Here is a 25,533-nt window from a genome sequence, read left to right as displayed (position 1 = left end):
TTAACGTATCTCCGTTCCTTTTAACTCGCTCAAATAGTCACTTTGAATTATCTGTGTCGCACTTCCTTTTTCCAGATAAGCTTTAATAACATCTCTTGCGATGGGGGCAGCGTGAACACTACCGAAGCCGACATTCTCCACAATAACTGCAATTGCAATTTTAGGATTTTCATACGGAGCGAAGCCTAAAAAGACTGCGTGATCTTCTCCGTGAGGATTCTGTGCAGTACCTGTCTTACCGGCTATATGAATATTGGGCAACCTTATATTGCCTGCAGTACCGGCTCCATTAACAACCTTGAACATCGCATATCTAACAACATCAAACGATTTAGAACTAATTTTTAAGTCGAACACTCTGGGTTCTACACCTGTATATTTACCTGTCTGGGTTTCTATATATCCTTTAAGAAAATGGGGTCTTGCCGACTTCCCGTAATTTGCAAAAAGGGAGGCATATTGAGCAAGCTGTAATGGAGTAACACTCAACTCCCCCTGCCCGATGCCGAGAGAGATAAGGATTCCTTTAGGCCATCTGTTTAGACCGAATGCCCTGTCGTAATATTTTCTAGTAGGAAGGATACCTGGACTTTCTTCAGGAATATCGATACCGGATTTTTTACCGAATCCGAATCTGCTAGAATATTCCGACCATTTATCGAGACCGATTTTAAGAATCAGCTGATAAAAAAAAGTATTACACGATTTTTCGATAGCTGTTGTTACATTAACAGTTCCGTGAACGTGTAGACACTTAAAGTAACGGTCGCCATATTGCATTCCCCCGCCGCAATGGACCCGAAAAGTTGTATCGATTATACCTTCTTCAAGCGCCGTGAGTGCGGCCAACATTTTATAAGTTGATCCGGGAGAATAGATTGACATAGTTGCGCGGTTGAACATCGGTTTATCCGGATCAGTATTCAATTTTGTCCATACTTCATTTGAAGTAACAGATGCAAAATCCTGCAGATTGAATTCAGGGGCACTAACAAAGGCCAGTATTTCTCCAGTTGACGGTTCAATAGCTACCAGTGCGCCTCTCTTATCCTTAAAGGCCGCTTCAGCAACCATCTGTGCATCTTTATCGATAGTCAGAACCAGGTCGTATCCTTTTACCGCCGTCCGGTCTTCTTCACCATCCTTATACTTTCCAATTGTTTTCTGGTGAGAGTCAACCAGCACATATTTAATTCCTTTATTACCTTTTAGAATATCCTCATAAGTTTTTTCAATCCCGCTGAAACCGATTTCATCGCCCATCGAGTAATCTTCTTTTCTTCTTTGAAGTTGGACAGAGGAAATTTCCTTACTATAACCGAAAAGATGTGACCCCATAACTCCAAAAGAATAGTCGCGCTGAGTTTCTATAACGTAATCGAGACCGGGCAGTTTTGCTGAATTCTCCTCGTACCAAGCAATTACCTTGAAGTCGACATCCTTTGCAACCCGTCGCGGAATAAAACGTGAGAATTGTTCATTCTGTTTAAGAATCTTATCGATATATCCTTCAGGAACTCCGAGAATTGCTTCAATATAAGGAGTGAGTTTACTGTCATAATCGGCCGGGGTAATACGCAGAGTAAAAGAGGGTTTGTTACCAACAAGGACCTGGTTATTCCGGTCGAAAAAGAGACCGCGAGGAGCAGTCTGATAAATCGGTTTAACGCTGTTTTCATCCGCTTTAGTTGAGTAAGCCGGCTGATTAAGAATCTGCATGCTGAAAAGCTGGAAAAAGATCACCGCAATAAAACCGATTATTACAGTCAGGAATATTCTTCTTCTAATAACTGAACCGAAATTGGTATCGTTCATTCGATCCCCTTCTTAGAGCTGAAAATTACAATCGGTAAACCCAGGATCGCAGTGTACAAACCGGGCAGGATCCCCGCTTCAAAAAATAATCTCAGAATTCCCATATCAGGATTGTCATTTGCCACACTTGAGTAAAGGAATGAATTGACAGTACCGCATAAAAACAGGATAATAATAAAAAGAAATGTCACTGTATTTATATCAATTTTATTTTCGTTATAAAAGTAACCAGCCACAAATCCGGAAACCGTAAGAGCAAACATTGAAGCACCGAGTAAACCCCCGGAGATAAGGTCGAAGATAAATCCGGTAATAAAACCCAATAAAGTTCCGTAAACCTGACCGTTCAACAGTGCAAAATAAACAACCAGAATAACAATGAGATCCGGCGCAATATTAATAACACTAATAAGTGGTACCAAAACAAGCTGAATTGCAGCAAGAGGTATAAAAAATATTAACGGTTTTACATAATTAAAAAACATTTATTTCATCAAGTTCATTTCTAATTGATTGATCTGTTTACTCGGGATGATATTAACAATGAACAAATTACTTACGGCAGAGATATCCGCATATGGTTCAACTGAAAGAGTGTGAAGTAAACCTAAAGCGATTGATTCTTTTTCCGAAATAATTCCAACCGGAATATCCGGAGGAAATAATGTGCTGAAATCCGAAGTTGCTACGTTATCCCCTACTTCTATTTCATATGTAGTCGGGATGTTTTTTATAATTAATTCTTTACCGTTCCAGTTAAGTACTCCGTCAACATTTATCTTCTGAAGAGTAACTGCTATATTTAGAGAACTGTTAAAAAGAGTTTTTACAACAGAGAACTTACCGGCAACATCAGAAATAATTCCAATCAATCCCTGATGATTGACAACAGGCATGCCGATACGAACTCCGCTCAGACTTCCTTTATTGATAATAAAGCTGCCCTGAACTTTGTTGACGAGTTTTGAAACGACGTCGGCAGCAATAAGCTGATACCGGCTTGAATCCTTCATCGATAGCATATCCCGGAGGTTTTGATTTTCAATCCCCTGTTTCCTCAATCGATTAAGTTCGAGATTAAGTTTAGCGTTTTCTATTTTCAGCTGATCAATTGAAGGATCGCTGGTGAACAAATCCCCGAATGAATCCAGTAAACTGTTAAGAATAGCAAAACTTCCGAATGCGAAGGTTCTGATTTTTTTTACTTCCGGTTTTTCATTACTGGCAAGAAGAGTGAGACTGATAATTACAAGCAGTACTAATATCAGGTATTCCTTGAACTGATATGTAAATCGTCTTAAAAAATTTAGCATTAGTAAGTTCTTTTACGGATAAAGACCTTTGAGTATTTGTTTAAGTTTTCTATTGCTTTACCGGCGCCTCTAACAACAGCAGTTAGAGGATCATCGGCTACATGCACAGGCAGGTTTGTTTCCATTCTAATTCTTTCATCGAGGCCTTTAAGCAGAGCACCGCCGCCGGTAATCATTACGCCGCGATCCAGAATATCGGCGCTTAATTCCGGAGGAGTTCTTTCGAGAGTCTGTTTAATTGCATCTACAATCTGCGCCACATTTTCATTAAGAGCTTCGCGTATTTCTACAGAACTGACTTCAGCGGTTTTGGGGATTCCTCCGACGAGGTCGCGCCCTTTCACCTGAATTGTAACTTCCTCTTTGAGGGGTACTGCAGAACCGACTTCACATTTAATTGCTTCAGCAGTTCTTTCGCCGATAAGGAGATTATAATTTTTCTTAAAGAACTGCATAATGGCATTATTCATTTCATCGCCTGCAATCCTGATCGATTCTTCATTCACAATACCTGCGAGGGCGATTACAGCAATTTCTGTAGTTCCGCCTCCAATGTCGATTATCATATTGCCGACAGGAGCTTCAACATCCACGCCAATGCCAATAGCGGCAGCCATAGGTTCGGCAACCAGATGAACCTCTTTAGCGCCAGCATGTTCGGCGGCATCGCGGACAGCACGTTTTTCAACTTCAGTAACGCCGCTAGGAACAGCGATAACAATCCTTTTACTTGCGAATGTATTGGGAGTAACCCTTTTAATAAAAGCTCTTATCATTCCTTCGGCAATTTCAAAATCGGCAATAACGCCATCGCGCATGGGACGAGTAACACGTATTTCCCGGTGTTCTCTACCCTGCATTTCCTTTGCTTTATTCCCAAGCTCGATAATCCGTTTAGTATTCCGGTCGAAAGCTACAATCGACGGTTCGTTTAAGACAATTCCTTTTCCTTTAATGTAGATTAATGTATTGGCAGTGCCAAGATCAATTGCAACATCAGTTGAGAAGAGATCAAAAATTCCCATTGTTCCTCTTAGTGTTTAAAGTTTCTAATACCGGTAAATACCATTGAAATATTTTTTTCATTTGCGGCTTTAATTACATCCTCATCCTTAACCGAACCGCCGGGCTGAATAACCGCGGTAACTCCATGAGAAGCTATCTCGAGAAGTCCGTCGGGGAACGGGAAAAAGGCATCGCTTGCGGCTACGGCTCCATTCAAATCATGGCCGAACTGTTTAGCTTTTTCAGCAGCAATTTTAGCTGAGTCGATACGGGACATTTGTCCGGCACCAACGCCTATTGCTTTTTTATTTTTCACGTATACAATAGCGTTCGATTTCGTATGCTTGCAAATAACCCATGCAAATTTGAGATCCGTCAGTTCCGATTTTGTAAGTTCTCTTTCGGTTACAAGTTTCAACTCAATTTCTTCTATTCTGGAATTATCTTTTGTCTGAGCAAGAATTCCGCCAGGGATGTGTTTAAGTTCCAGTTCATTTGAGGAAGGATTTTTCTTAACTCTTACCAATCTCCGGTTTTTCTTTAGACCAAGTATTTGCAAAGCTTTTTCGGAATAGGAGGGCGCACAGATTATTTCCAGGAAAATATCATTTAGTTTTTCAGCGGTTTTCTGATCCACTTCCACGTTAAATGCAACAATACCGCCGAAAGCCGAGACCGGATCGCATGAAAGAGCCTTTTCGTATGCATCATACACATCGTTTCCGATTGCAGCCCCGCAAGGATTTGTATGCTTTACTATAACACAACCGTTAGTATCGAGGTCGTTTACAAGATCGACGGCAGCCGTAAGATCTACAATATTGTTATAGGATAATTCCCTGCCGTGGAGAATTTCGAAGTATTCAGTAAAATCGCCGTAAAGGAAGGCATTCTGATGAGGATTCTCTCCGTACCTCAGGTTGAATGATGATTTGAAATTCAGACGCAATTCTGTTTTAGGATAACCAAAATTTTCTTCAAAGTAATTTGCAATCAGTGTATCATAATATGAAGTATAGGAATAAGCAGCGTAGGCAAGTTCTCTACGGGTTGCGAGATCAACTTTTCCTGTTTTTAATTTTTCGAGAAAGCTGGCATACTGATCCGGATTGGTTAGGACAGACACATACTCATAATTCTTAGCAGCGGCTCTAATAAGACTCGGGCCGCCGATGTCGATATTCTCAACTTTCTCCTCGTGAGAGATATCAGAGCGTTTAACCACTTCCGGGAAAGGATACAGATTAACACAAACAATATCGATCGGCAGAATATTATTTTCTCCTGCTTCTTTAATATCAGAGGGGTTGCTGCGACGCATTAAAATTCCTCCGAATATTTTCGGATTAAGAGTTTTCACCCTTCCGGAGAAGATTTCAGGGAATGAAGTAAAATCACTTATTTCGGTACATTCAATTCTGTTCTGAGTTAATATTCTGGCGGTGTTCCCGGTAGCAAGAATCTGATAATCGAGTTGACTTAATTCATTTGCGAATTCAACGATATTTCTCTTATATGAAACACTTATAATTGCAATCTTCTTCAAAACATCTCCGGCATTATTCAAGAATGCTCACTTCTTCATTAACAATTTTTATTTTCCCATCGGCAAATTTTTCAACAACAAACGGAAGTAACTCATGTTCAATTTTCAGTACCCTTTCTGCAATTTCCACCGGGTTTTTGCAGTCGCTGATATCAATTTTTTCCCGGGAAATTATTTTACCGTTATCATAAATTTTATCGACAAAATGGACAGTAGCGCCGGAAACGGTTTCATTATTTTCGAAAACCGCTTTATGAACATTCAATCCGTACATACCTTTCCCGCCGTAGTTAGGAAGAAGAGCGGGATGAATATTTATTATTCTGTTTTCAAATGAATCAACAAAACTATCCGGAATTTTTTTTAAGAATCCGGCAAGAACAATCAAATCAATTGAAGTTTTTTTAAATTCATTTAAGAGAAAGTTGTAATCAACAAAACCTTCTTTAATTTTTTCACTGACAAGATAAACCTGGATTTTATTATCGACGGCAAAACCGAGAGCGGCGGAATCCTGTTTATCACTAACTACTGCGCAAATCCGAAGTTTCTCTTTTGGAACTTTATTAAAAACAGATTTAAGGTTAGATCCTCTTCCCGAAACAAAAACGGCTATCTTCAACATATTTTTTCAAATTTGCGCAAAAAATTATCGAAATCGCAATCAATAATCAATCAAAACCTCTGGAAATATTGAGGGAAACGGAGATTTTCTTACACTCAGGGACGTTTTAGTTTTCTTTTAAGGTTTTCGACGAGAGACTGAAGATAGTCCTGTTTCTCGTACTTGTTTTCGGATTCGGCTCTGGCAATTAACTCTCTTGCTTCATTTTTAGCGCCGACGACCCAATTAGCACGTGCCTGAATATAAAATGAATAAGGAATCATCCATTTTTCATTAACAAACCTCAAAGTAAGGATCATTTCGGCAGCGTCAACCGATTCGGGATATTTCTTAATATTGAAAGCCGATTCGCTCAAATAAGCAAGCGCAAGACCCTTCTGATCATTATTATCAATTGAAGGAATCAATACTTTTAATGAATCGTATGCAGACTTGCTTCGGCCGCTATCGATCATATTTTTAAAACGAACCAGTTTCAGATCCGTTTCATCAACTTCGCGATTCGAAAAGATTTCGCTTTTGAGCTGAGCATAGGAATCCTCGTAGAGATCCGGATTACCGTCGGAGGCGAGATTGATGTATTTCTTATATTCTTCTTCATTACCGAGCATCTTATGACTGAGCGCGATATTAAGTGCTGCGATGCCTGTAAAATCGAGGTCTTTGGAGAGATCGAGGAATAATTCATATTCTTTAATTGCCGACTTGAACTGATTCTTTTTAAAATAGACTTCCCCTTTCCTGTAATGCGCCAGTGCAGTTACCTGAGGGAATCTTTTATTATTAAGACGGATAACCGTATTCAGCGGCTGGATAGCTCTATCGAGTTCTTTTCCCTTTATCAAGGAGACTGCATACTGATAATGGAAAAGAGTATTCTTAGGGTATTTAGGAATTATCTGCTGGATATAGAAGTAGGCGCTATCATAATCGGCAAGGTAATCGGTATAAATTTTTGATAGATGAAATGCGGCTTCCGTAGTACCCGATGTGCCTTTGTTATAAGCAAGCTTAATGTAACGGAGTCCGCGCTCTTTATCCGAAGTTAATCCTGTCAGATTAACCGCCCACTTTAAAAACTCCGGGACGAAACTCATAGCATAGTCGAAAAGACCCAAACCGAGATATGCGTCATAAAATTTCGGATTAAGTTCCAGAGCTTTTTCAAGATTGCTAACGGCATTTTTGCTTGCCCAGAATGCATCCACTGAAGATTCATGAGTAGCATTAGCCATAGCCCTGAAAGATGCCAGATTCCCCGCCATATAAGTAATCCGGACATTCTTCTCATCCTGATCGAGTATTCTGTTTATTTTTTCTTCGGCCAATTCTGCGAAGCGGGAGAAGACCTGGTATTCACCTTTATCCTTCGATCCCAGATATGTCCAGTAATAGATCTGAGAAATCAAATAATATCCATGCGGTTCTTCTGGGTATTGGTCGATAATCCTGTTATAGATTTTTTCCGCAGCTTCAAGCTCCATATTATATGCTTTAGCAAGACCCTGATTGACTAAGGATTGTAATCCCTGGGGAATAACACAATTCTGAATCAGAAGAAAGAGAAGGAGCGAGATTATAAAATACTTTTTCAATTTATTTCCTTTTCGAAAACTCTAAAGCAGCTTTAATAAATTCTCTGAAAAGCGGATGCGCGTTTGTGGCTCTTGATTTTAATTCCGGATGAAACTGGCATCCTACGAACCAGGGATGGTCTGAAATTTCAATCATCTCAACTAATTGTCCATCAGGGGAGAGCCCGCTGAAAACCATTCCTTTCGATTCAAGCTGATCCCGGAATTTATTATTAACCTCGTAACGATGCCTGTGCCTTTCAGAGATTTTGGGTTTTCTGTAAGCATCATATGCGAGAGTTTTCTTTTTAAGGATACAAGGATAAGCACCGAGCCTCATCGATCCGCCTTTAATCTTAACTTTAATCTGTTCAGGCATAATATGGATAACATTGAACGAATTATTTTTAGTAAACTCGGCACTGTTTGCTTTTTTCAATCCGCAAACATTACGGGCATACTCAATAACAGCACATTGAAGTCCCAGACAAATTCCGAAGAACGGAATTTTATTTTCCCTGGCATATTTAATTGCGGAGATTTTTCCTTCAATTCCTCTTTCACCGAAACCTCCGGGTATAAGAAGTCCGTCGTAATTTTTAAGAATAGAATCCGCGCCTTTATCTTCAATCTCTTCCGCGCTTATAAAATCCGCAGAAACCTTAACACCGTTCTCGGCACCGGCATGTACAAAAGCTTCGGAAATGCTCTTGTAAGCATCCTTATTTTCAATATATTTTCCGCAGACAGCGATCTTAAGAACCCCTTCAGAATGCTTTATCGACTCAACAAATCTGCTCCATTCATCAAGGTGAATATTTATATCGGGCAGTTTTAAACGGTCGAGAATAACACGGTCCAAATTCTGATTAAATAGAACAAGCGGGACTTCATAAATTGTTGAACAATCGTGTGCGGAAAAGACAGCTTCTGACGGAACGTTCGTAAAAAGAGCAATTTTCTCTCTAATTTCCTTAGCAAGTTTTCCTTCTGATCTGCAGACGAGAATATTAGGTTGGATTCCGAGTTCAAGAAGATTTTTTACACTGTGCTGTGTCGGTTTGGTTTTCATTTCACCGGCAGATGAGATATAGGGGACCAGTGTTACATGAACACTTATGGCATTCTTACGTCCCATTTCGAGCATAATCTGGCGCATCGCTTCGATGAATGGAAGCGATTCAATGTCGCCAACAGTACCGCCTATTTCTGTTATAATGATGTCGTACTTGCCGGAGTCACCGAGATGTTTCATTCTTCTTTTAATTTCATCGGTGATATGGGGAATAACCTGGACGGTAGCACCGAGGAAATCCCCTCTTCTTTCACGCGTTATAACCTCGTTGTAAACCTGTCCGGTTGTAGTGTTGTTAGCCCTGGACATATCAACATCGAGGAATCTTTCGTAGTGACCGAGATCAAGATCTGTTTCCGCGCCGTCGTCTGTAACATAAACCTCGCCGTGCTGAAAAGGATTCATAGTACCGGGATCAACGTTTATGTAAGGATCGAACTTTTGAATTGTTACACTGTAGCCGCGAAGTTTTAAAAGCAGTCCAATTGAAGCGGCGGTAATTCCTTTACCAAGAGAGGAAACAACACCACCGGTAACGAATATATACTTAACTTTCTTTTTGAAGGGCATGTCTGATCAATTTTTTTTGGATAGAAAAAGTTGGAATCAAAAATAAAAAAAAATCTGAATATCTCTATGATTCATTTAAAATTGTTTTAATATTTATTTATTCCTCAATTAACTCAATTTCACTTTCAAGAGGTATTAAAACAGAGTATGCTTTACCGGAACGATTAGGAAGATGATTATCGCGCAGCCAGGGATTGAAAATTTTTAGTATTTTATAATTAATACCCTGCGCGGAAGCAAAACCGGCCAGGTCTTTAATCTCTCTTTTTACAATCACTTCTTTTGTTGCAATCGGTTTATAAAGCTGATCTTCTTCAATAAAAAAGCCATATTTACCGGGATTTGAGAGGATCTCCTTTATGGCCAGAAGTCTGAAAACAAACCTGTTGGTTTCTTCCACCAGATAAAGGTTATAATAATTACGCGACTTCTGACGGCCAATCTGTTTGTCTATACCGTTCATTCCGAAGTTGTAGGATGCCGCAGCCATTGTCCAGTTTCCGTACTTATTAAAAGCTTTTTCAAGATAACGGCATGCGGCAACAGTTGCTTTCTCAATATTAAATCTTTCATCAATTTTATCGTTCACTTCGAGACCGTATTCCTTTGCAACCGGGGCCATTAACTGCCAGAAACCCGCAGCACCCGCCGGGGAAACAACATTCGTCAGATTACTTTCAATTACTGCAAGGTATTTAAAATCGTCGGGTATTCCATATCGTTTTAGAATCGGTTCAATTACCGGGAACCATCTGTTTGCCCTTTTAATATTAAGAATTGTCGAGGAGGACCAATGCGCGTTTACAAGCAGTTCTCTCTCCATTCTTTCTAAAACATCAAAATCCTGAAACGGAACTGCTTCTCCGCAAAAATCCATTTTATCCGGAATAGAAGGGATTAATTCCCGATGGTCTTTTTCCATGTGAACAATTACTTCTCTCGGAGTTTCCTTTTCCAAAGATGAAATTTTTTGAATAATTATGATACCGCTGATTATAACGAAAACAATCAGGGATCCAATAACATACACCAGTTTTCTATCCATATTTTCTATTATAAAAAAAGAAAGGGCGAACCAGAAGTTCACCCTTTCAGATTAATCGATTAGGAACAATTATTTCTTACCGAAGGCAACATCTTCGAGCATTTTGGTAGTAAGGGATTTCGGCCTTTCGATCGGATATCCGAGAGCCCTTGCCCAGATAATATTGGAGCAAACACCGAGAGCTCTTCCGATACCGAAGAGAACCGTATAGAATTCATATTCCTTTACACCGTAGTACCACTGAATAACGCCGGATTGAGCATCAACATTCGGCCATGGATTCTTGGCTTTTCCCTGCTCTAAAAGAATTGGAGGAACTACTTTGAAGAGAAGATCGACGTATTTAAACAGAGTATCATCGGGCAGATGTTTGAGGCAGAATTCTCTCTGCGCCATATACCGGGGATCTGTCTTCCTTAGAACCGCATGTCCGAATCCGGGGATAACACCCGTTTTCAAAGTTTCATAAACAAAGTTCTTCATTTCCTGTTCTGTAGGAACTTTGCCTCCCATGGAATCCATAACACCGTGGAGCCAGCGAAGAACCTCTTCGTTTGCAAGACCGTGCAGAGGACCGGCCAGGCCATTTAACATCGCACTGATAGCATAGTACATATCTGATAGAGCGCTTGCGACGAGATGACCTGTATGAGCGCTGACGTTACCGCTTTCATGATCGCTGTGAAGAATAAAGTACATTCTTGCAACTTCGTCGTACGGTTTGGCTATGCCCATCATGTGAGCAAAGTTTCCGCCGAAATCTAATTTCGGATCCGGAGGAATAATGTTACCGTTACGATATTTAAGTCTATATATAAATGCCGCAATTTCAGGAAGTTTTGCCAGAAGATTCATAGCGTCTTCGTAATAATACTCCCAATAGACATTCTTCTTTACGCCTTCATGATACTTCTTAACGAAGATTGAATCTTTATTCATCGAAAGAATTGCAGCTGAGAACATAGTCATTGGATGAGAATCAGCAGGCATTGATTTCAAAATATTGAAGACATAATCCGGAATTTTCTTCCTGGAATTAAATTCTTCACTTACTTCCTCAACTTCTTTTTCTGTCGGCATATCACCGGTCAGAAGAAAATAAAAGAAGCCTTCAACTGACGGCATTTCATTGCCGGGAACCTTGGGTAGTTTCTCAAAAACCTCAGGAATAGTCAAACCGCGGAAACGAATTCCTTCATGAGGATCGAGATAGGAGACATCCGTAACAAGGCTTTTAATATCCCTCATTCCTCCGATAATCTGACCAATGTTAACTTCGTCTACTTTAACATTACCAAACTCCTTAACCAGTTTTTCGGTACGAGGTTTTTCAAGCTGAATTTTTTCTTGAAGCTTTTGTTTTAATCCGGACATAATCCCTCCGTGATAAATTAGAATTAGATTTATTTATATATATAATCAGAAATAAGTAAATGTCCGTAAAAATAATCAATCAACAGAATCGGCAGCAATGCGGCCGCTTAAGACCGCGCTTTCAATCGTAGACGGTAATTCAGTATTAGTCCAATCACCGGCAAGAATCAGATTATTAATTTCAGATTTAATGGTATTTCTCAATTCAATTGATTTCATATCGGGAATGAAGGTTGCTCTTTTTTCTTTTATGATTTTATAATCAATAACTAAACTTGATTTGAAAATAGCGAAAAATATCTCTAAATCCGAATATATTGTTTCAAGAATTTTTTCCTCTGTAAGGTCATTAAAACGGTCGGCTCCGCTGATTGTTAAAGAGATGTGACTGCCATGGTTGAAGAGCCAGTGAATTTCGCCGTCCAGAAATCCGTAAAAGGGTTCAGAAAAAGGATTTTCCGAAAGCCATAGATGGACATTAAGAATTGATGAGTATTCCAGTTCGGGAATCCGGACATTCTCAATTGATGAACTTTGCAATATCTGTCTTAGCGAATATGCTGGTACCGCTGAAATAATGAAATCGAAATTATCATAAGTGGCCCGGTTAGTTATGACTTTCGTAATTTTATTCTGCTCGGTATGAAATCTAATCACTCTTTCAGATAATTTAACTTCAGCACCTTTTACATTAAGATAATCGAGCGAGGGATTAACATATAATTCGCTCAATCCTGATTTGGCTAAAATTATTGCAGAAGATTCAGTCCCGTCAAAAAAAATTCTTTTCAGAATAGAGGCAAAGATTGGCGCGGAAGCGCGTTCTATCCCGGTATTTAAAGCACCTATTGCAATAATCCCCCAGAAATCTCTTATTGCTTCATCGGTCTGTCTTTTATCAAGAAGCCATTCTTTAATTGTTTTACCTTTCAGGTCGCACGAATAACAACAGACAAGGTCAAGAAACAGATCGATGATTTTTATCCTGGATTTAAAACGGAGTGCTCTAAAGTTTAATAGCGCTTTAAGCAGATTAAACGGATAGTAGTGTGAAGACGCGGAAAGTTTATAAATCCCCCCCCTCTTTTTTACAAAAGTGATTGAGAGTGAATCAGGTTTTTCAAGCAGATGACATGCATTTATAAGAGAAAGAAATGCGAGTGTTTCCTTGTAACAGCCCATCATTATATGCTGACCGTTATCGTAGTAGGAACCGGTTTCAGGATTCAGAAGTGAGTATGCACGACCGCCAAGTTTTGGAGATGATTCGAAGAGAGTGACACTATGATTTTTATTAGACAGGTAAACCGCTGCAGACAATCCGGCGAATCCGCCACCAATCACCAGAGATTTTTTCATTAGTATACTAGACTGTATTTAGCCCATACCCCGATTGATATTGCCGCTTTTTCAACTTTGCCGACTTTAATGCGTTTATTTAGAACATCGTAATCAGATTTTTCAATTTTCTGAAGCAGGTTGGTATAGATATGCTGCATAGCTCGGGCAGGAAACATTGAAGGTTTGTCTTCAAAATCGAGAGACTCATTCGCCCTGGAAAAATAATGCCTGGCCCTTTCAGCTTCATAAGTCATAAGTGAACGGAAATTCGGATTATAATTTTTAGCCAGAAGCTCGTCTTCCGAATAAGAAAATCTTTTCAGATCCTGCTGCGGGATATAAATCCTTCCGGCTTCGGAATCTTTACCCACATCCCTGATAATATTTGTAAGCTGCATTGCCAGTCCCAGATTAACGGCATAATCCCTGGTCGATTTATTCTTATAGCCGAAGATTTCTATACACATTAAACCGACAGTTGAGGCAACCCGGTAACAGTATTCAACAAGGTCGTCAAAGCTAAGGTAGCGTTTGCGTTTGAGATCCATTTCCATACCGATGATCAGTTCGAAGAAATGCTCGAGAGGTATGTTGAACTGTTTTATAATTGCAGCGACTTTATTTAACAACGGATAATCGGATTTGCCAGATAGAGATTTTTCAAATTCTATTCTCCACTTCCGGAGTCTTTCATATTTAAGGTCATCAGGGCCGTAATCCTCATCAACAATATCATCAGTTTTTCTGCAGAAAGCATAAACAGCATTCATAGCATCTCTTTTCTGAGGAGACAGTAGACTGAAAGCATAATAGAAACTGCTTTTGCTTTCTTTCGCTATTTGTTTTGAATTATCTTCTGCCATTTAAATATGCACTGATTAAAAGGTTGATCAGATCAAATTTATTAAGCTTTGGCCGAAACTGAAGCACATTATAATTTATTTTTTCAATTTTTCTCAGCATTGCTTCACCGCCGAGAATCGTCAGTTGAATCTGCCTGTAAAGACGGTCCGGAAGAAGCGGAAGCAGGTTCCTTCCATCATCAAATAACTTCTGTGCTCTACCGACCTGATATTTTAACAGCGCTATAAAATTAGTATTATTTTTTTTCAACTCAAACAGATTTTCAAGTACACCGAATTTCTCCAATTCATCCAAAGGTATATAGATTCTTCCCTTCTCATAATCAACTGCAGCATCCTGGTAAAAATTTGTAAGCTGTAAGGCAGTACAAATTGCGTCGGAATATTTATAAGCATTGCTGTCTTTTATTCCAAATAGTTGCAGAATAATTCTGCCAACCGGATTAGCAGAGCGCCTGCAGTAATCGAGCAGTTCCTTAAAATCCGTATATCTCTTTTTCACAACATCCTGTTCAAAAGCACTCAGCAGATCATAAAAGCTATTAGGATCGAGTTGATAAGTCAGGATTGTTTTGTGAAATGCCGCCCAGAATTCCGACGAGTACTCCCCCTTAAGGCATGCATCAAGTTCATTTTTAAATAAGCCAAGTTTTTCAATTCTGAATTTTTCTCCGGAAATATTATCCGGAAGAGATTCCAGCGGTTCATCGGCAATATCATCCGCCTGACGTGCGAACTGGTAAACCACGGCAACATCTTTTCTAATTTTTTCGGGAATAAAAAGAGAGACGACAGGAAAATTTTCGTAATGGGATCTGGTAAAGCGGATTGCTCTTGAATAGGCTATCTGAATATCTGAATCCGTAATATTGTTTTTATCCATTTAAGGATTCTTTCATAAAGGAAAATTGAAAAGGAACTGAAGAGAAGTCACAGGGTCAAGTGAACAAAATCTTGATGCTGAATTGTGCCCGGAACAGGACTCGAACCTGCACTGCCTTGCGACAACTAGCTCCTGAAGCTAGCGCGTCTACCAATTCCGCCATCCGGGCATTTAAGCAGTGCAAAATTATAAACAAAATTCAAGAGATACAAAAACTACCTTATTTCTCTTGCTTCATGTGACGTATCTTTAACAGAATAACGGTCGAATATCTTCATCGTTGTATCCCTGAAAGCATCGAAGGATGCCGGCATATCCCTTATGTTCATGATATCTACCAATACTCCGGTACGGCAGTCATTGGAATAGAGTTTCGGATCCCCCAGTTCATAAATCGATTCCCTGCAGAATCTGACCGGAACGACATTTCCGTTTGACGGAGGTGCAAAGTCTTCCATCGGAAGCTGAAGCTGTTCATATACATCGTGCATAAAGATAGCCCAGACAGGCATAGCTGCTCTGGCACCCTGTCCGTAATCACCTGTAAAGGAAATTCGCTGGTCGTCGAAACCGACCCAGGCACCCGCAGCAATTTGAGGAGTATAGCCGATGAACCAGGCATCCGCATAATCCTGTGTAGTACCGGTCTTACCTGCAGCCGGCCGCTGGAAATTGTAACGGGCCCTTGCGCCGGCTCCGCTTCCTTCGTCGATTGCGGATTTAAGCATATCAGTAACAATGTAGGAAGTTTCTTCAGGAATTGCTTCAAATGTCTGATTTGTAAACCGGTCGATCAGAACCCCATCCTTATCCTCAATTTTGAGTATTGAGATCGGTTCGTTATAAATACCATGATTTGCCAGAGTAGCAAACGCAGAGGTCATCTCCAAAGGAGTAACAAGAGATGTACCGAGGGCAATAGAAGGATAAGGTTCGAGCTTACTTTTTATACCCATCTTCTCTGCAAATCTGATAATTTTCCACATCGGGGCGTAATCTTCAATTATAAGTCTTGCCGCAACAACGTTTACGGAATGCTTGAGGGCATCCCTTAGAGTTGTAAATCCGCCAAATTTGCCATCGAAGTTTCTCGGGCTCCACCCATTATAATCGAACGGCTGGTTCATTATCGGGTAGGCAGGATAAAGACCGTTATCAATAGCAACAGAATAAACAACCGGTTTGAATGATGATCCCGGCTGCCGGCGTATTTGAGTAACGTGATTGAGTCCGTATAAGAATTTCTGATCCCTTCCGCCAACCATTGCTTTGATCTGACCTGTTTTAACATCGAGTGCGACGAAACCGACTTCAATTTTTTCACCGACTTTTTTTAATGAATCAATAAAAGCAGAATTATTTCTCAGGCGGTTATAGACAATCCGCTTTTCATCCTGAGTAGAAGCCGATTTATATTCTATTCTCTGCTTAATCGATTTATCAATCAGTTCTCCGAGCACACCTTTATAATTATTCCAGTTCCATGATTTATCGAACTGTTTCTGGAATTCATTGAGATGAAGCTCGGCTGCTTTGTTAGCAATTCTCTGCATACGGCTGTCGAGAGTTGTATAGATATTCAATCCGTCCTGATAGAGATCGTATCCGTATTTTTCCGCGAGTTTTGTCATCTGCTGACGGACATACTCTACAAAGTGAGGCGCGATAGTACCTTTTATACCCTCTTCAATTTTTTTATATGATAATTTTATCGGTTCAATTTTCAGTTTATCGTATTGTTCTTTTGACAGGAAACCATCTTCAATCATATTGAACAGAACAAGATTTCTTCTTCTAAACGCATTATCATATTTATTGAAAGGGTCATATATTACAGCGGATTTAAGGAGGGCAACAAGAACACCGGCATCGGATACCGTAAGATCTTTAACACTCTTATCGAAGTAGACTTTGGATGCCATACTTATACCATAAGCACTATGGCCAAACCAAGAGATATTGAAATACATCTCGAGAATTTCTCTCTTAGTATAAGTTTTCTCGATCTGGATAGCGGTAATCCATTCCTGAATTTTTCTAACGACAGTACCAGCGGAAGTTTCGTTACGGGATTTCAGTTTATAAAGGTTTTTTGCAAGCTGCTGTGTAATTGTGCTTGCGCCTTCCCTTTTAAATAAGAAAACCGTTTTAAACATCGCCTTAATAAAACGTTCTACATCCACGCCCCAGTGACTATAGAACTTTTTATCCTCCGTAGCAATCAACGCATTAATAACATGCTGCGGAATGCTGTCTACGCTTACTTCCACCCTGTTTTCATTGAAGAACTGTCCTATCAGTTCGCCGTCGATGCTATAAACGTTGCTGGCTAATTGCTGGCGCGGATTTTCAAGTTGTTCCAGAGAAGGAAGGCCGTCGAAAATATAACGCATAAATAGTATAGAGGCAGCAATTAAAATAAAACCGATGAAGAGGAAAATATAACGCCAGGATTTCCTTTTCTTCTTTTTTAAGGGAGCTTTAGAATTATGAGCCTGATTGTTCATATTATTTCCAGTCGATAATCTCGAAAGATTCTACAAATTTTCCATAACAGGGAGAATCGAGCCAGCTTCCGAGGTTAATGTAAAATCCGTTATTAAATTTTTCATTTGCACGCAGGTGTGAATGTCCGAAGATTACATAATCGTAGTCGGAATTCAATTTGATTCTGGCAGTTTCCTTCAATCCATCACCTGTGCCATAATCCTTTTGTGCCGTATAATCCCTGCTCTTTCTGCTAGTTGAACTTGCAATACTTACACCGATATCCGGATGAACCGCGGAATAAATTTTTTGCAAAAACCGGTTCCTTAAAATCTTCTTTAAAATTTTATACCCGGTATCATTCTTCACCAGTCCGTCTCCGTGACCGATGAAAAAACGTTTACCGTTCAGGACCACATCAACCGCATCATGATACATCACTGCTCCGATCTCCTTTTCGAAAAAATCCCTGTGAAGGAAATCATGATTCCCGATGAAGTAATGGATCTTAACACCGGATTCAGCGAGTTCGGTTAAAGCCGCGAGCGTCTTGAAAAATCCTTTCTGAATTACGGTTTTATATTCAAACCAGTAATCGAACAGATCGCCGACAATATAGAGATGATCGCAGTTTTTTGCGGCATAATGGATGAATGAGACAAGGAGCTTCTCCTTCTCCTTTTCTATCTCCCGGTTATTTAATCCAAGATGGATATCCGAGATAAAAAAATATGTCTGTTTCTCTTTCATAAATTCTATTTTAATAATTCGAATGTAGCAAGGAGCCATTTATCCGGATCGATAATCACGTCCCGGGGTTCCGAATCATTTAATATTATCAATTCCTGATCTTTCCGGGATATGTTAAATTTTTCAATTTGTTCGCCGTTATCGAATACAAGTTTAATATCAACCGGAAATTTATAAATATCGTAACCATTTTGTAACTGTTTAATCGATATAATTGTTTTGAATTTTCCGTCAGATTTTTCCACCCGGTAACTGTAACCGGCTTCGATAATTCCCTCTCCTGTGAATACCCACTGGTCGAAAAATTGTTTTAGGTTTTTCCCAGAGACTTCCTCGGCAATTTTCTTAAAATCCCCGGTAGACGCATTTTTATACTTATACCGCTGATAATAGTTTCTGAGGATTTTAAAAAAAGTTGAATCACCCGTTTCTTTCCTGAGCATATGAAGGACCCAGGCCCCTTTATCGTATACAAGGGAGCTAAAAAGGTGGTTATCGGGATTATGTAGATTTCCGCGCCTGAAGGTTCCGAATTTGGCGGCAAGCGTTGTTCTTAAAGCATCGGCACCGATTGTCCTTTCCCAGTAGAGAGCTTCGGAGTAAGTTGAGAATCCTTCGTTGAGCCAAATATCCCGCCAGGTTGCAGGACCTACAGCATTCCCCCACCATTGATGAGCCAGTTCATGAATGATCATGTCTCTGAATAATTTCCTGCCCGAGATGAAATCTGTTCCAAGCCCGGTTATTGTCTGATGTTCCATGGCACCGTAAACCCAGTTGAACTGGGCAATAGAATATTTCTCTTTGGGAAAAGGATAGACTCCGAACAGTTCCTCAAAAACTTCAAGGTATTTTTTGTGATCGGAAAAATCTCGTACTGCATCTTCAAACTTATCCGGAAGGGCATAGCAGAAAAGATCCACAGTATCGCCGCCGGCGGAAATAAATTTATCTGAATAAGTCTTATAATTACCGGAATAGAGAGCGATAAGGTAAGTGGAAATCGGGTAGAACAGTTTCCAGTGATAAGTCCTTTTATCTTTATCAACTGAAATACCTTTTAATCTGCCGTTCGAAAGAGATACGAAAGAAGAGTCGTTAGTAATATAGATATCCGCAAGAGCCTTATCATCCGGCCGGTCGATACAGGGGAACCAGGTGGAGGCAAAGACAGGTTCATTAAGAGTATAGATCAATTTGCTTCCGTTCATATCGTCAAATTTGAACGAACCGAATCCGAGGCTTTTGGGTTTCCCTTCATACTTAATCCGGACAAATGAAGTGTCGGTAACATACTCGCCTTTTTCAATCGATATGCTTGTTTCGGATCTGGAATATTTAGCAGGACGGTTGTTCAGGAAAACGGAATTGATCTTAAGATTGTCGTAAAAGTTAAGTATAAGGTTCTGCCGGTCGTAAGGATTTGAAGTAAGAGTAAGAGTCACATCACCTTTAATGGTCCCGGTTTCGGGGAGTAGTTCAATTTTAATATTGTAATGCAGAACATCAAGTTTATGCTGCGAACTATCATTGTATTCTTCAATAAACTCAGAATCGATCTCTTTAAGATCCATTAAAATTCCGATATGCTTTTCATTTTCAGCAATGAAACTGAATTGATCATATAAGCGAAATAGAAAGTAAGCGGCAATAGAGAATAAAATTATTCCGGTTAATGCGAGAAAAAATGTTTTTCTTTTGATACGCATAAGAAAAGAAGATGAATTGTCGAATAGTTAACTCAAAGTTAACAATTTCAACGATTGCCAATCAATTCTTAATTAGATATATTTTGAACAAAATAGTTGAGGTTCGAAATGGCTTATACTGGATCGACGATACTTCGCAAAACATTGATAATGGTTTTAGCCGGAGGACAGGGAGAACGATTATTCCCTCTTACAAAATTCAGGACGAAACCATCTGTACCATTCGGAGGGAAATACAGAATAATCGATTTTACGTTATCAAACTGTCTTAACTCAGGTTTCAGAAAAATTTTTGTACTAACTCAATACAAATCCGATTCACTTAACCGTCACCTTTACGAAGCCTGGAATATATTCAATCCGGAATTAGGTGAATTTATCTATTCAATTCCTCCGCAATTCAAAACGAGTAATAACTGGTATCTTGGCACAGCCAATGCTATTCAACAGAATTTCAACCTGCTGGAGGATGAAAATTATGAATGGATACTGATCCTTTCGGGAGACCATATTTACAAGATGGACTACCTTAAGATGATTCAGTATCATCTTGAAAAAGGCGCCGAGCTAACGATTTCCAGCATTGAAGTCCCCAAAAGCACTGCTAACCGATTCGGTGTTATCGAAATTGACGATAGCTACAAAGTTAACTCGTTCATTGAAAAACCCAAGAATCCCCCATCAATTCCGGGCAAAGATGCTTTTTCATTTGTTAATATGGGAATTTATGTTTTCAATGTAAGTGCACTAAAGGAAGTTTTTCAAAAAACCGATCAGGAAAAAATTCATAATCACGACTTCGGAAAAGATGTTATTCCCTATATGCTTAAAAATAATTACAAGGTTCAGGCATACCGTTTTGTAGATGAAAATAAGAAGGATGAACCATACTGGGTGGATGTAGGAACAATCGACAGTTACTATGCTGCCAGTATGGATCTGATAAGCATTGATCCACATTTCAACCTATATGATTTCGATTGGCCTTTAAGAACCCAGCAAAGGCAATTCCCGCCGACCAAAACAGTATCGCATGAAGGTGAAAGAGTGGGTAGAGCTTTTAATTCTGCAATTTCCGACGGTACAATAATTTCCGGAGGCCTTGTTGAAAGATCAATAGTCGGCTTCAACGTTAGAGTTAACAGTTATTCGTACGTTACCGATTCGATAATAATGGATAATTGTAAGATCGGCAGGCACGCGAGAATAAGAAGAGCGATTATTGACAAAAACGTTGTTATACCCGAAGCAACCGAGATCGGTTTTGATCCGGAAGCCGATAAGAAAAGGTTCACGGTTTCTGAGACAGGAATTGTTGTGATCCCCAAAAATTATATATTTAAATAAAGCACTCACAAACCCCTCTCCCGGAGGGGTTTTTAATTCCGATTTGATATAAATTTCAGACACAAATACATTAGCAAATATTTCTATGCTTCAGGACAAATTAGAGAATCTTCCTGCACTACCGGGCATTTATCAGTTTAAGAATGATAAAGGGAAAGTAATTTATGTCGGTAAAGCGAAAAACCTAAGAAACAGGGTTCGGTCCTACTTTCAGAGCAGAATAGAAAATGCCAAGACAAGTGCACTTGTTTCAAAAATAGCTGATCTTGAACTGATAATTACCGATAGCGAAATAGAAGCCCTTGTTCTCGAGAACAACCTGATAAAAGAATTAAAGCCGCGGTATAATATCAATCTGAAGGACGATAAATCATTCCCATATATTGTAGTTACAAACGAACCCTATCCGCGGATATTTCCTACAAGAAACGTTGTAAAGGACGGTTCAAAATACTTCGGTCCTTACACCGATGTGAAGAATATGAAATCTTCGCTCAGACTTATGAATAAAATTTTCAAAATCAGAAGCTGTAAATACGATATAAATGAAGAGACAATAGCGAAGAAAAAATTTAAGGTCTGCCTCGATTATCATATAAAAAAATGTGAAGGTCCGTGCGAAGGACTTGTCAGCCAGATCCATTACAACAAAATGGTAAACCAGGTTATAAAAGTTCTACGTGGACGCACCGACGAACTGATCGCAGATTTGAAAGAGGAGATGAATAGCGCGTCAGCACAGCTTGAATTCGAGAAAGCGGCAGAGATAAGAGACAGAATTGAGCAGCTGAGTGTTTACTCATCGAAACAGAAGGTTGTTACAACTGATTCAGGCGACAGGGATGTGATAAGTGCGGCGTATGAAGGTAAAGATGTCTCCGCAACTATATTAAACATCCGTTCCGGAAAACTGGTCGGGAAGAAGCAACTTACTCTTTCAACAGAAGAGAATGAGCCGGAAGCCGGGATCTATTCGGCAATAATTAAATTCTATTATGATGAATTTGTTGAAGTACCCAAGGAGATTGTAATAGAAGCCGAACCGGAAGATTCCGAATCGATACTGGAATGGCTGAACACACGGGCAATTAAGAAAGGCAGATTTATTATTCCGCAGAAGCAGAGCGAAATGAAATCCCTATTAATGATGTGCAAACAAAATGCCGAACTGCATCTTAAAGAGATTCAACTTCAAAAGATGAAAAAGGAAGGGAGTATTCCCTACGCTTTATCTGCACTTCAGAGGGATCTGCATCTTAAAAACCTTCCGCGTAGGATTGAGTGTTTCGATAATTCGAATCTTCAGGGGAGCGACGCTGTTGCCAGTCTGGTTGTATTTGTTGACGGCAAGCCGAAAAAGAGTCTCTATAGAAAATTTATTATAAAAACTGTAGATGGACCAGATGATTTTGCCAGTATGAGAGAAATAATTCACCGTAGATACTCTCGATTGATAGATGAGAAGGAAAAACTGCCGGAGCTGATAATGGTGGACGGAGGAAAGGGACAGCTTTCAAGCGCGATCGAAACTCTGGACCAGCTAGGTATACCGGATTATGAAATTATAGGATTAGCAAAGAGACTGGAGGAGGTTTTTCTGCCGGGGAATCCGGATCCTCAGTCCATTCCTAAAACTTCCTCAAGCTTAAAACTGCTTCAGCAGATACGGGATGAAGCCCACCGTTTTGCCATCACATTCCACCGAGAGAGGCGAAGTAAAAGGACTATTACTTCGGAATTACTGGAGATAAAAGGAATCGGGAATAAAGTTGCGGAAAAACTGCTCTCACATTTCAAAGGGATCGACAATATAAAGATTGCACCTCTTGAAGAACTTTCCAAGGTTGCAGGGAAATCCAAAGCAGAATTGATTTATAATCATTACAAACAAAAAAGCCAAGACACCTAATCACCCAAATTAAATACTGACCGTTGCTTCCTTCCGGACCTGGCGGGATTGGGTATCAACTTGCCGATTAGGGCTTGGCAAAACAGGTTGCAAATATAGAAATTTTAGATGAAGCAAAGAAATCCTGGCTCGGAATTCTCCGTTAATCAATCAATCGATTATGTCGTTAAGAGAATTTAAGACTCTTTCTACTTCTATTCCACCATTACCCTCGAACGTACATTTCTTCGGGTCACCCGGACATATTGTACCACAGTAATTCTCAGACGGAAGAATGATTTTACTCAGATTACCCACCGGTCCCCAGAGCTTTGGAGAACAGGCAGTTAAAGGACAGAACATTGAAAGTGTTTTGATTTTAAGAGCAGCGCAAATGTGCATTGGTCCGGTGCTTGCAGATATAAGTAGATCGAGAGTAACAAAATTTACAATTGATTCACGCAGCGATTGATTGCCGGAATTCGGATAGACAAGATCAGGAATATCTTTTAACGAATCAGGCGGTTGATTATCGGTAACCGCAATTCTGACATCATTACGCTGACGCAGTAAATCAATCAATTTTCTGTAATACTCTTCTCCCCAGTTAGGGGCAGAGTTACCGCTTGTAGAATGGATGCCGACGATAAATTTTCGCCCGCTCAGATATTGATTTCTTAACTCTGATGCTTTTTTCTTTTCATCATCTGTAAGATGTATCTCAGAACCCAGATTGTCCGCTACAACTCCGATCTTTCTAGCGAGATCCATACAATAATCCGACTCGTGACGTAGCGGGATATATTTCTTCCGGGATACATACCGTGTAAACGTTAGGGCCTGATATAATTTATGACCTACTCCCACACGATACGGGATACCGGCAAAAAAAAGCAGGTAATTCAATCGTTCAGTAGGCAGTAAAGTTAAGGAATGAGTAAAACGGAAATGCCTTACCTCATTAACTTTTTTCCAGAATGATTCGATAGAATTTTCCGGTATATCGTCAATCAGAAGAATTTTATCAACGTAAGGATTGTTTTCATAGATATCCCTGGTGTATTTACGCAGAAGCACTGCAACGAACGAACCGGGGAATTGCTTTTTAATTTCACGGGGCAACGGTGTTGAAAGGACAACATCGCCAATCCTGTCCGGCCGCACAATTAAAATCCTTTTCTGTTTTGTCATTCTACTTAATCTAATATTTTATTCCGGACTCTGTTATATTCTTCCTGCCAATTCAATTCACGCGAAGCTGTTAAACAGTTAGTCTTATATTTTTTCAATAATTCAGTATCAGATTTTAATTTAAGGACAGCATCAACAATACTTTCCGGATTGGAGATATTAATTGCCTCGCCGACCTGATATTTTTCTATGATCATTTTCATTTGCGGAAGATCGGATGCAAGTACGGGAACACCGGCCATTATATACTCAAACATTTTGTTCGGAAGAGCATGATAATAGCTGACACTTATATTTTCTATTAAGGATAGACCTAAGTCCCCCCCTGCAGTAAAATTGATCAGTTCCTTCTGACTGACAGTCCCGGCAAAAAAGACTCTATCCGAGATGTTTGCTTTAACGGCCTGATTACTGAAATTATTTTTCTGTTCACCATCGCCCAGAATAATAAGAACGGTGCCGGGTAATTTCTCCAAGGCTTTAATAATTAGCGGTATGCCTCTCCCCTCAAGCAGAACTCCCTGGTAAATTAAAATGAACGTATCTTTATTCAGGCTGTATTTTGCTCTAAAGTCAATTACCTTTTCGGGTTGCTGAAGCAGAGGAATATTTCTAATAACTAATGTGTTATTAATTCCATAGAAGTTCTCGAGGAAGCGGGAATCCATCTCGCCGGTTGTGAGTACGAGCTCAACTCTCTTAATGAACAGTTTTTCAATTGATTTAACAATCGACTGAAGGAACGGCCTGTTACGTAACCCGCCGAGGAAGGCATAAAGTTCGCGGCTGTTATAAAATATTTTCGCTCTTTTAAATTTACCGACTATAGTAACAATCGGAAGTGTATAAAAATCCTCTGCAAAAAAGAGATCCGCTCTGCACTTAATCAATTCTCTTAGAAGTATAATAGCAAAGCGGAGATAAAAAAGAATCGACAGACTTCCCTTCTTCAGTTTATTGACAGTATATGTATCGTCATTAAAAGGCTGATTGCTTATAAACCAGTCGAACGAAATAACCTTTACGCTGGATCCGTCATTTTTAAGTGAATTAGTTAGGTTGACAATACGGGAATCGTGAAGTGCGTTGCCAAGAAATGCTATGCATACTTTTTTCTGCATAGTAAACCGCA

19 protein-coding genes, 1 tRNA gene, 1 other RNA gene and 1 pseudogene are annotated in these 25,533 nt (G+C 39.7%); 2 read left to right on the top strand and 20 right to left on the bottom strand.

The features are described from left to right. From mrdA to PLZ15_13680, 17 genes are all read right to left on the bottom strand, one after another. Positions 1 to 1,815: a penicillin-binding protein 2 gene (gene mrdA / locus PLZ15_13760; GenBank protein HOI30808.1), complete on the bottom strand. Its 1,815-nt coding sequence runs from the start codon at positions 1,813 to 1,815 to the stop codon at positions 1 to 3. After that, the gene (mreD, locus tag PLZ15_13755; GenBank protein ID HOI30807.1) at positions 1,812 to 2,300 is read right to left on the bottom strand and encodes a rod shape-determining protein MreD; all 489 of its coding nucleotides are present in this window, start codon (positions 2,298 to 2,300) and stop codon (positions 1,812 to 1,814) included. Before mreD ends, mrdA begins: the two co-directional genes overlap by 4 nt. Next, positions 2,301 to 3,128, bottom strand: coding sequence for a rod shape-determining protein MreC (gene mreC / locus PLZ15_13750; protein HOI30806.1), 828 nt, complete (start codon positions 3,126 to 3,128; stop codon positions 2,301 to 2,303). After that, positions 3,128 to 4,153 carry a rod shape-determining protein gene (locus tag PLZ15_13745; GenBank protein HOI30805.1) on the bottom strand — a complete coding sequence of 342 codons (1,026 nt, stop codon included), beginning with the start codon at positions 4,151 to 4,153 and terminating at the stop codon, positions 3,128 to 3,130. Before PLZ15_13745 ends, mreC begins: the two co-directional genes overlap by 1 nt. An 8-nt stretch (positions 4,154 to 4,161) precedes the next feature. Further along, on the bottom strand, positions 4,162 to 5,679 hold the full coding sequence (gene purH, locus PLZ15_13740) for a bifunctional phosphoribosylaminoimidazolecarboxamide formyltransferase/IMP cyclohydrolase (protein ID HOI30804.1): 1,518 nt from the start codon (positions 5,677 to 5,679) through the stop codon (positions 4,162 to 4,164). 13 nt (positions 5,680 to 5,692) lie between these two features. Beyond that, positions 5,693 to 6,304, bottom strand: coding sequence for a phosphoribosylglycinamide formyltransferase (locus PLZ15_13735; protein ID HOI30803.1), 612 nt, complete (start codon positions 6,302 to 6,304; stop codon positions 5,693 to 5,695). A gap of 95 nt (positions 6,305 to 6,399) precedes the next feature. Further along, positions 6,400 to 7,899 (bottom strand): DUF3808 domain-containing protein, encoded by a 1,500-nt coding sequence (locus PLZ15_13730; protein ID HOI30802.1) that lies wholly within the window; start codon positions 7,897 to 7,899, stop codon positions 6,400 to 6,402. Position 7,900: 1 nt separating this feature from the next. After that, positions 7,901 to 9,523 carry a CTP synthase gene (locus tag PLZ15_13725; protein ID HOI30801.1) on the bottom strand — a complete coding sequence of 541 codons (1,623 nt, stop codon included), beginning with the start codon at positions 9,521 to 9,523 and terminating at the stop codon, positions 7,901 to 7,903. A gap of 97 nt (positions 9,524 to 9,620) precedes the next feature. After that, positions 9,621 to 10,568 (bottom strand): lytic transglycosylase domain-containing protein, encoded by a 948-nt coding sequence (locus tag PLZ15_13720; GenBank protein ID HOI30800.1) that lies wholly within the window; start codon positions 10,566 to 10,568, stop codon positions 9,621 to 9,623. Between the two features lie 69 nt (positions 10,569 to 10,637). Next, on the bottom strand, positions 10,638 to 11,942 hold the full coding sequence (locus PLZ15_13715; GenBank protein ID HOI30799.1) for a citrate (Si)-synthase: 1,305 nt from the start codon (positions 11,940 to 11,942) through the stop codon (positions 10,638 to 10,640). A 75-nt stretch (positions 11,943 to 12,017) separates the two neighbouring features. Beyond that, positions 12,018 to 13,301, bottom strand: a complete 1,284-nt coding sequence (gene hpnE / locus PLZ15_13710) for a hydroxysqualene dehydroxylase HpnE (GenBank protein HOI30798.1) — start codon at positions 13,299 to 13,301, stop codon at positions 12,018 to 12,020. After that, a complete protein-coding gene (hpnD, locus tag PLZ15_13705) occupies positions 13,301 to 14,146 on the bottom strand; it encodes a presqualene diphosphate synthase HpnD (protein ID HOI30797.1) in 846 nt (281 codons plus the stop codon). The genes hpnE and hpnD overlap by 1 nt, the downstream gene beginning before the upstream one ends. Continuing rightward, positions 14,133 to 15,029 carry a squalene synthase HpnC gene (gene hpnC / locus PLZ15_13700; protein ID HOI30796.1) on the bottom strand — a complete coding sequence of 299 codons (897 nt, stop codon included), beginning with the start codon at positions 15,027 to 15,029 and terminating at the stop codon, positions 14,133 to 14,135. The genes hpnD and hpnC overlap by 14 nt, the downstream gene beginning before the upstream one ends. Positions 15,030 to 15,114: 85 nt before the next feature. Beyond that, positions 15,115 to 15,198: transfer RNA gene (locus PLZ15_13695), tRNA-Leu, on the bottom strand. A gap of 46 nt (positions 15,199 to 15,244) precedes the next feature. After that, complete coding sequence (locus PLZ15_13690) at positions 15,245 to 17,536, bottom strand: PBP1A family penicillin-binding protein (protein HOI30795.1); 2,292 nt, start codon at positions 17,534 to 17,536, stop codon at positions 15,245 to 15,247. 1 nt (position 17,537) lies between these two features. Beyond that, positions 17,538 to 18,266: a UDP-2,3-diacylglucosamine diphosphatase gene (locus PLZ15_13685; GenBank protein HOI30794.1), complete on the bottom strand. Its 729-nt coding sequence runs from the start codon at positions 18,264 to 18,266 to the stop codon at positions 17,538 to 17,540. Between the two features lie 5 nt (positions 18,267 to 18,271). Beyond that, on the bottom strand, positions 18,272 to 19,840 hold the full coding sequence (locus PLZ15_13680; GenBank protein ID HOI30793.1) for a M1 family metallopeptidase: 1,569 nt from the start codon (positions 19,838 to 19,840) through the stop codon (positions 18,272 to 18,274). A 243-nt stretch (positions 19,841 to 20,083) separates the two neighbouring features. Between PLZ15_13680 and glgC the strand changes: the two genes are divergently transcribed. Then, positions 20,084 to 21,322 (top strand): glucose-1-phosphate adenylyltransferase, encoded by a 1,239-nt coding sequence (gene glgC / locus PLZ15_13675; GenBank protein ID HOI30792.1) that lies wholly within the window; start codon positions 20,084 to 20,086, stop codon positions 21,320 to 21,322. 85 nt (positions 21,323 to 21,407) lie between these two features. Next, a pseudogene (gene uvrC, locus PLZ15_13670) lies at positions 21,408 to 23,207 on the top strand (excinuclease ABC subunit UvrC). Positions 23,208 to 23,213: 6 nt separating this feature from the next. Here the strand turns inward: uvrC and ffs are convergent. From ffs to PLZ15_13655, 3 genes are all read right to left on the bottom strand, one after another. Further along, positions 23,214 to 23,311: signal recognition particle sRNA small type (gene ffs, locus PLZ15_13665), an RNA gene on the bottom strand. Between the two features lie 70 nt (positions 23,312 to 23,381). Next, positions 23,382 to 24,401 carry a glycosyltransferase family 9 protein gene (locus PLZ15_13660; protein ID HOI30791.1) on the bottom strand — a complete coding sequence of 340 codons (1,020 nt, stop codon included), beginning with the start codon at positions 24,399 to 24,401 and terminating at the stop codon, positions 23,382 to 23,384. Positions 24,402 to 24,406: 5 nt separating this feature from the next. Next, positions 24,407 to 25,522, bottom strand: a complete 1,116-nt coding sequence (locus PLZ15_13655; GenBank protein ID HOI30790.1) for a glycosyltransferase — start codon at positions 25,520 to 25,522, stop codon at positions 24,407 to 24,409. Between the last annotated feature and the right edge of the window lie 11 nt (positions 25,523 to 25,533).

The organism is Melioribacteraceae bacterium (assembly GCA_035362835.1).
Taxonomy (GTDB): domain Bacteria; phylum Bacteroidota; class Ignavibacteria; order Ignavibacteriales; family Melioribacteraceae; genus DSXH01.
The sequence above is the reverse complement of the archived record's forward strand: the minus strand, read 5'-3'. Positions and strand labels throughout refer to the sequence as shown.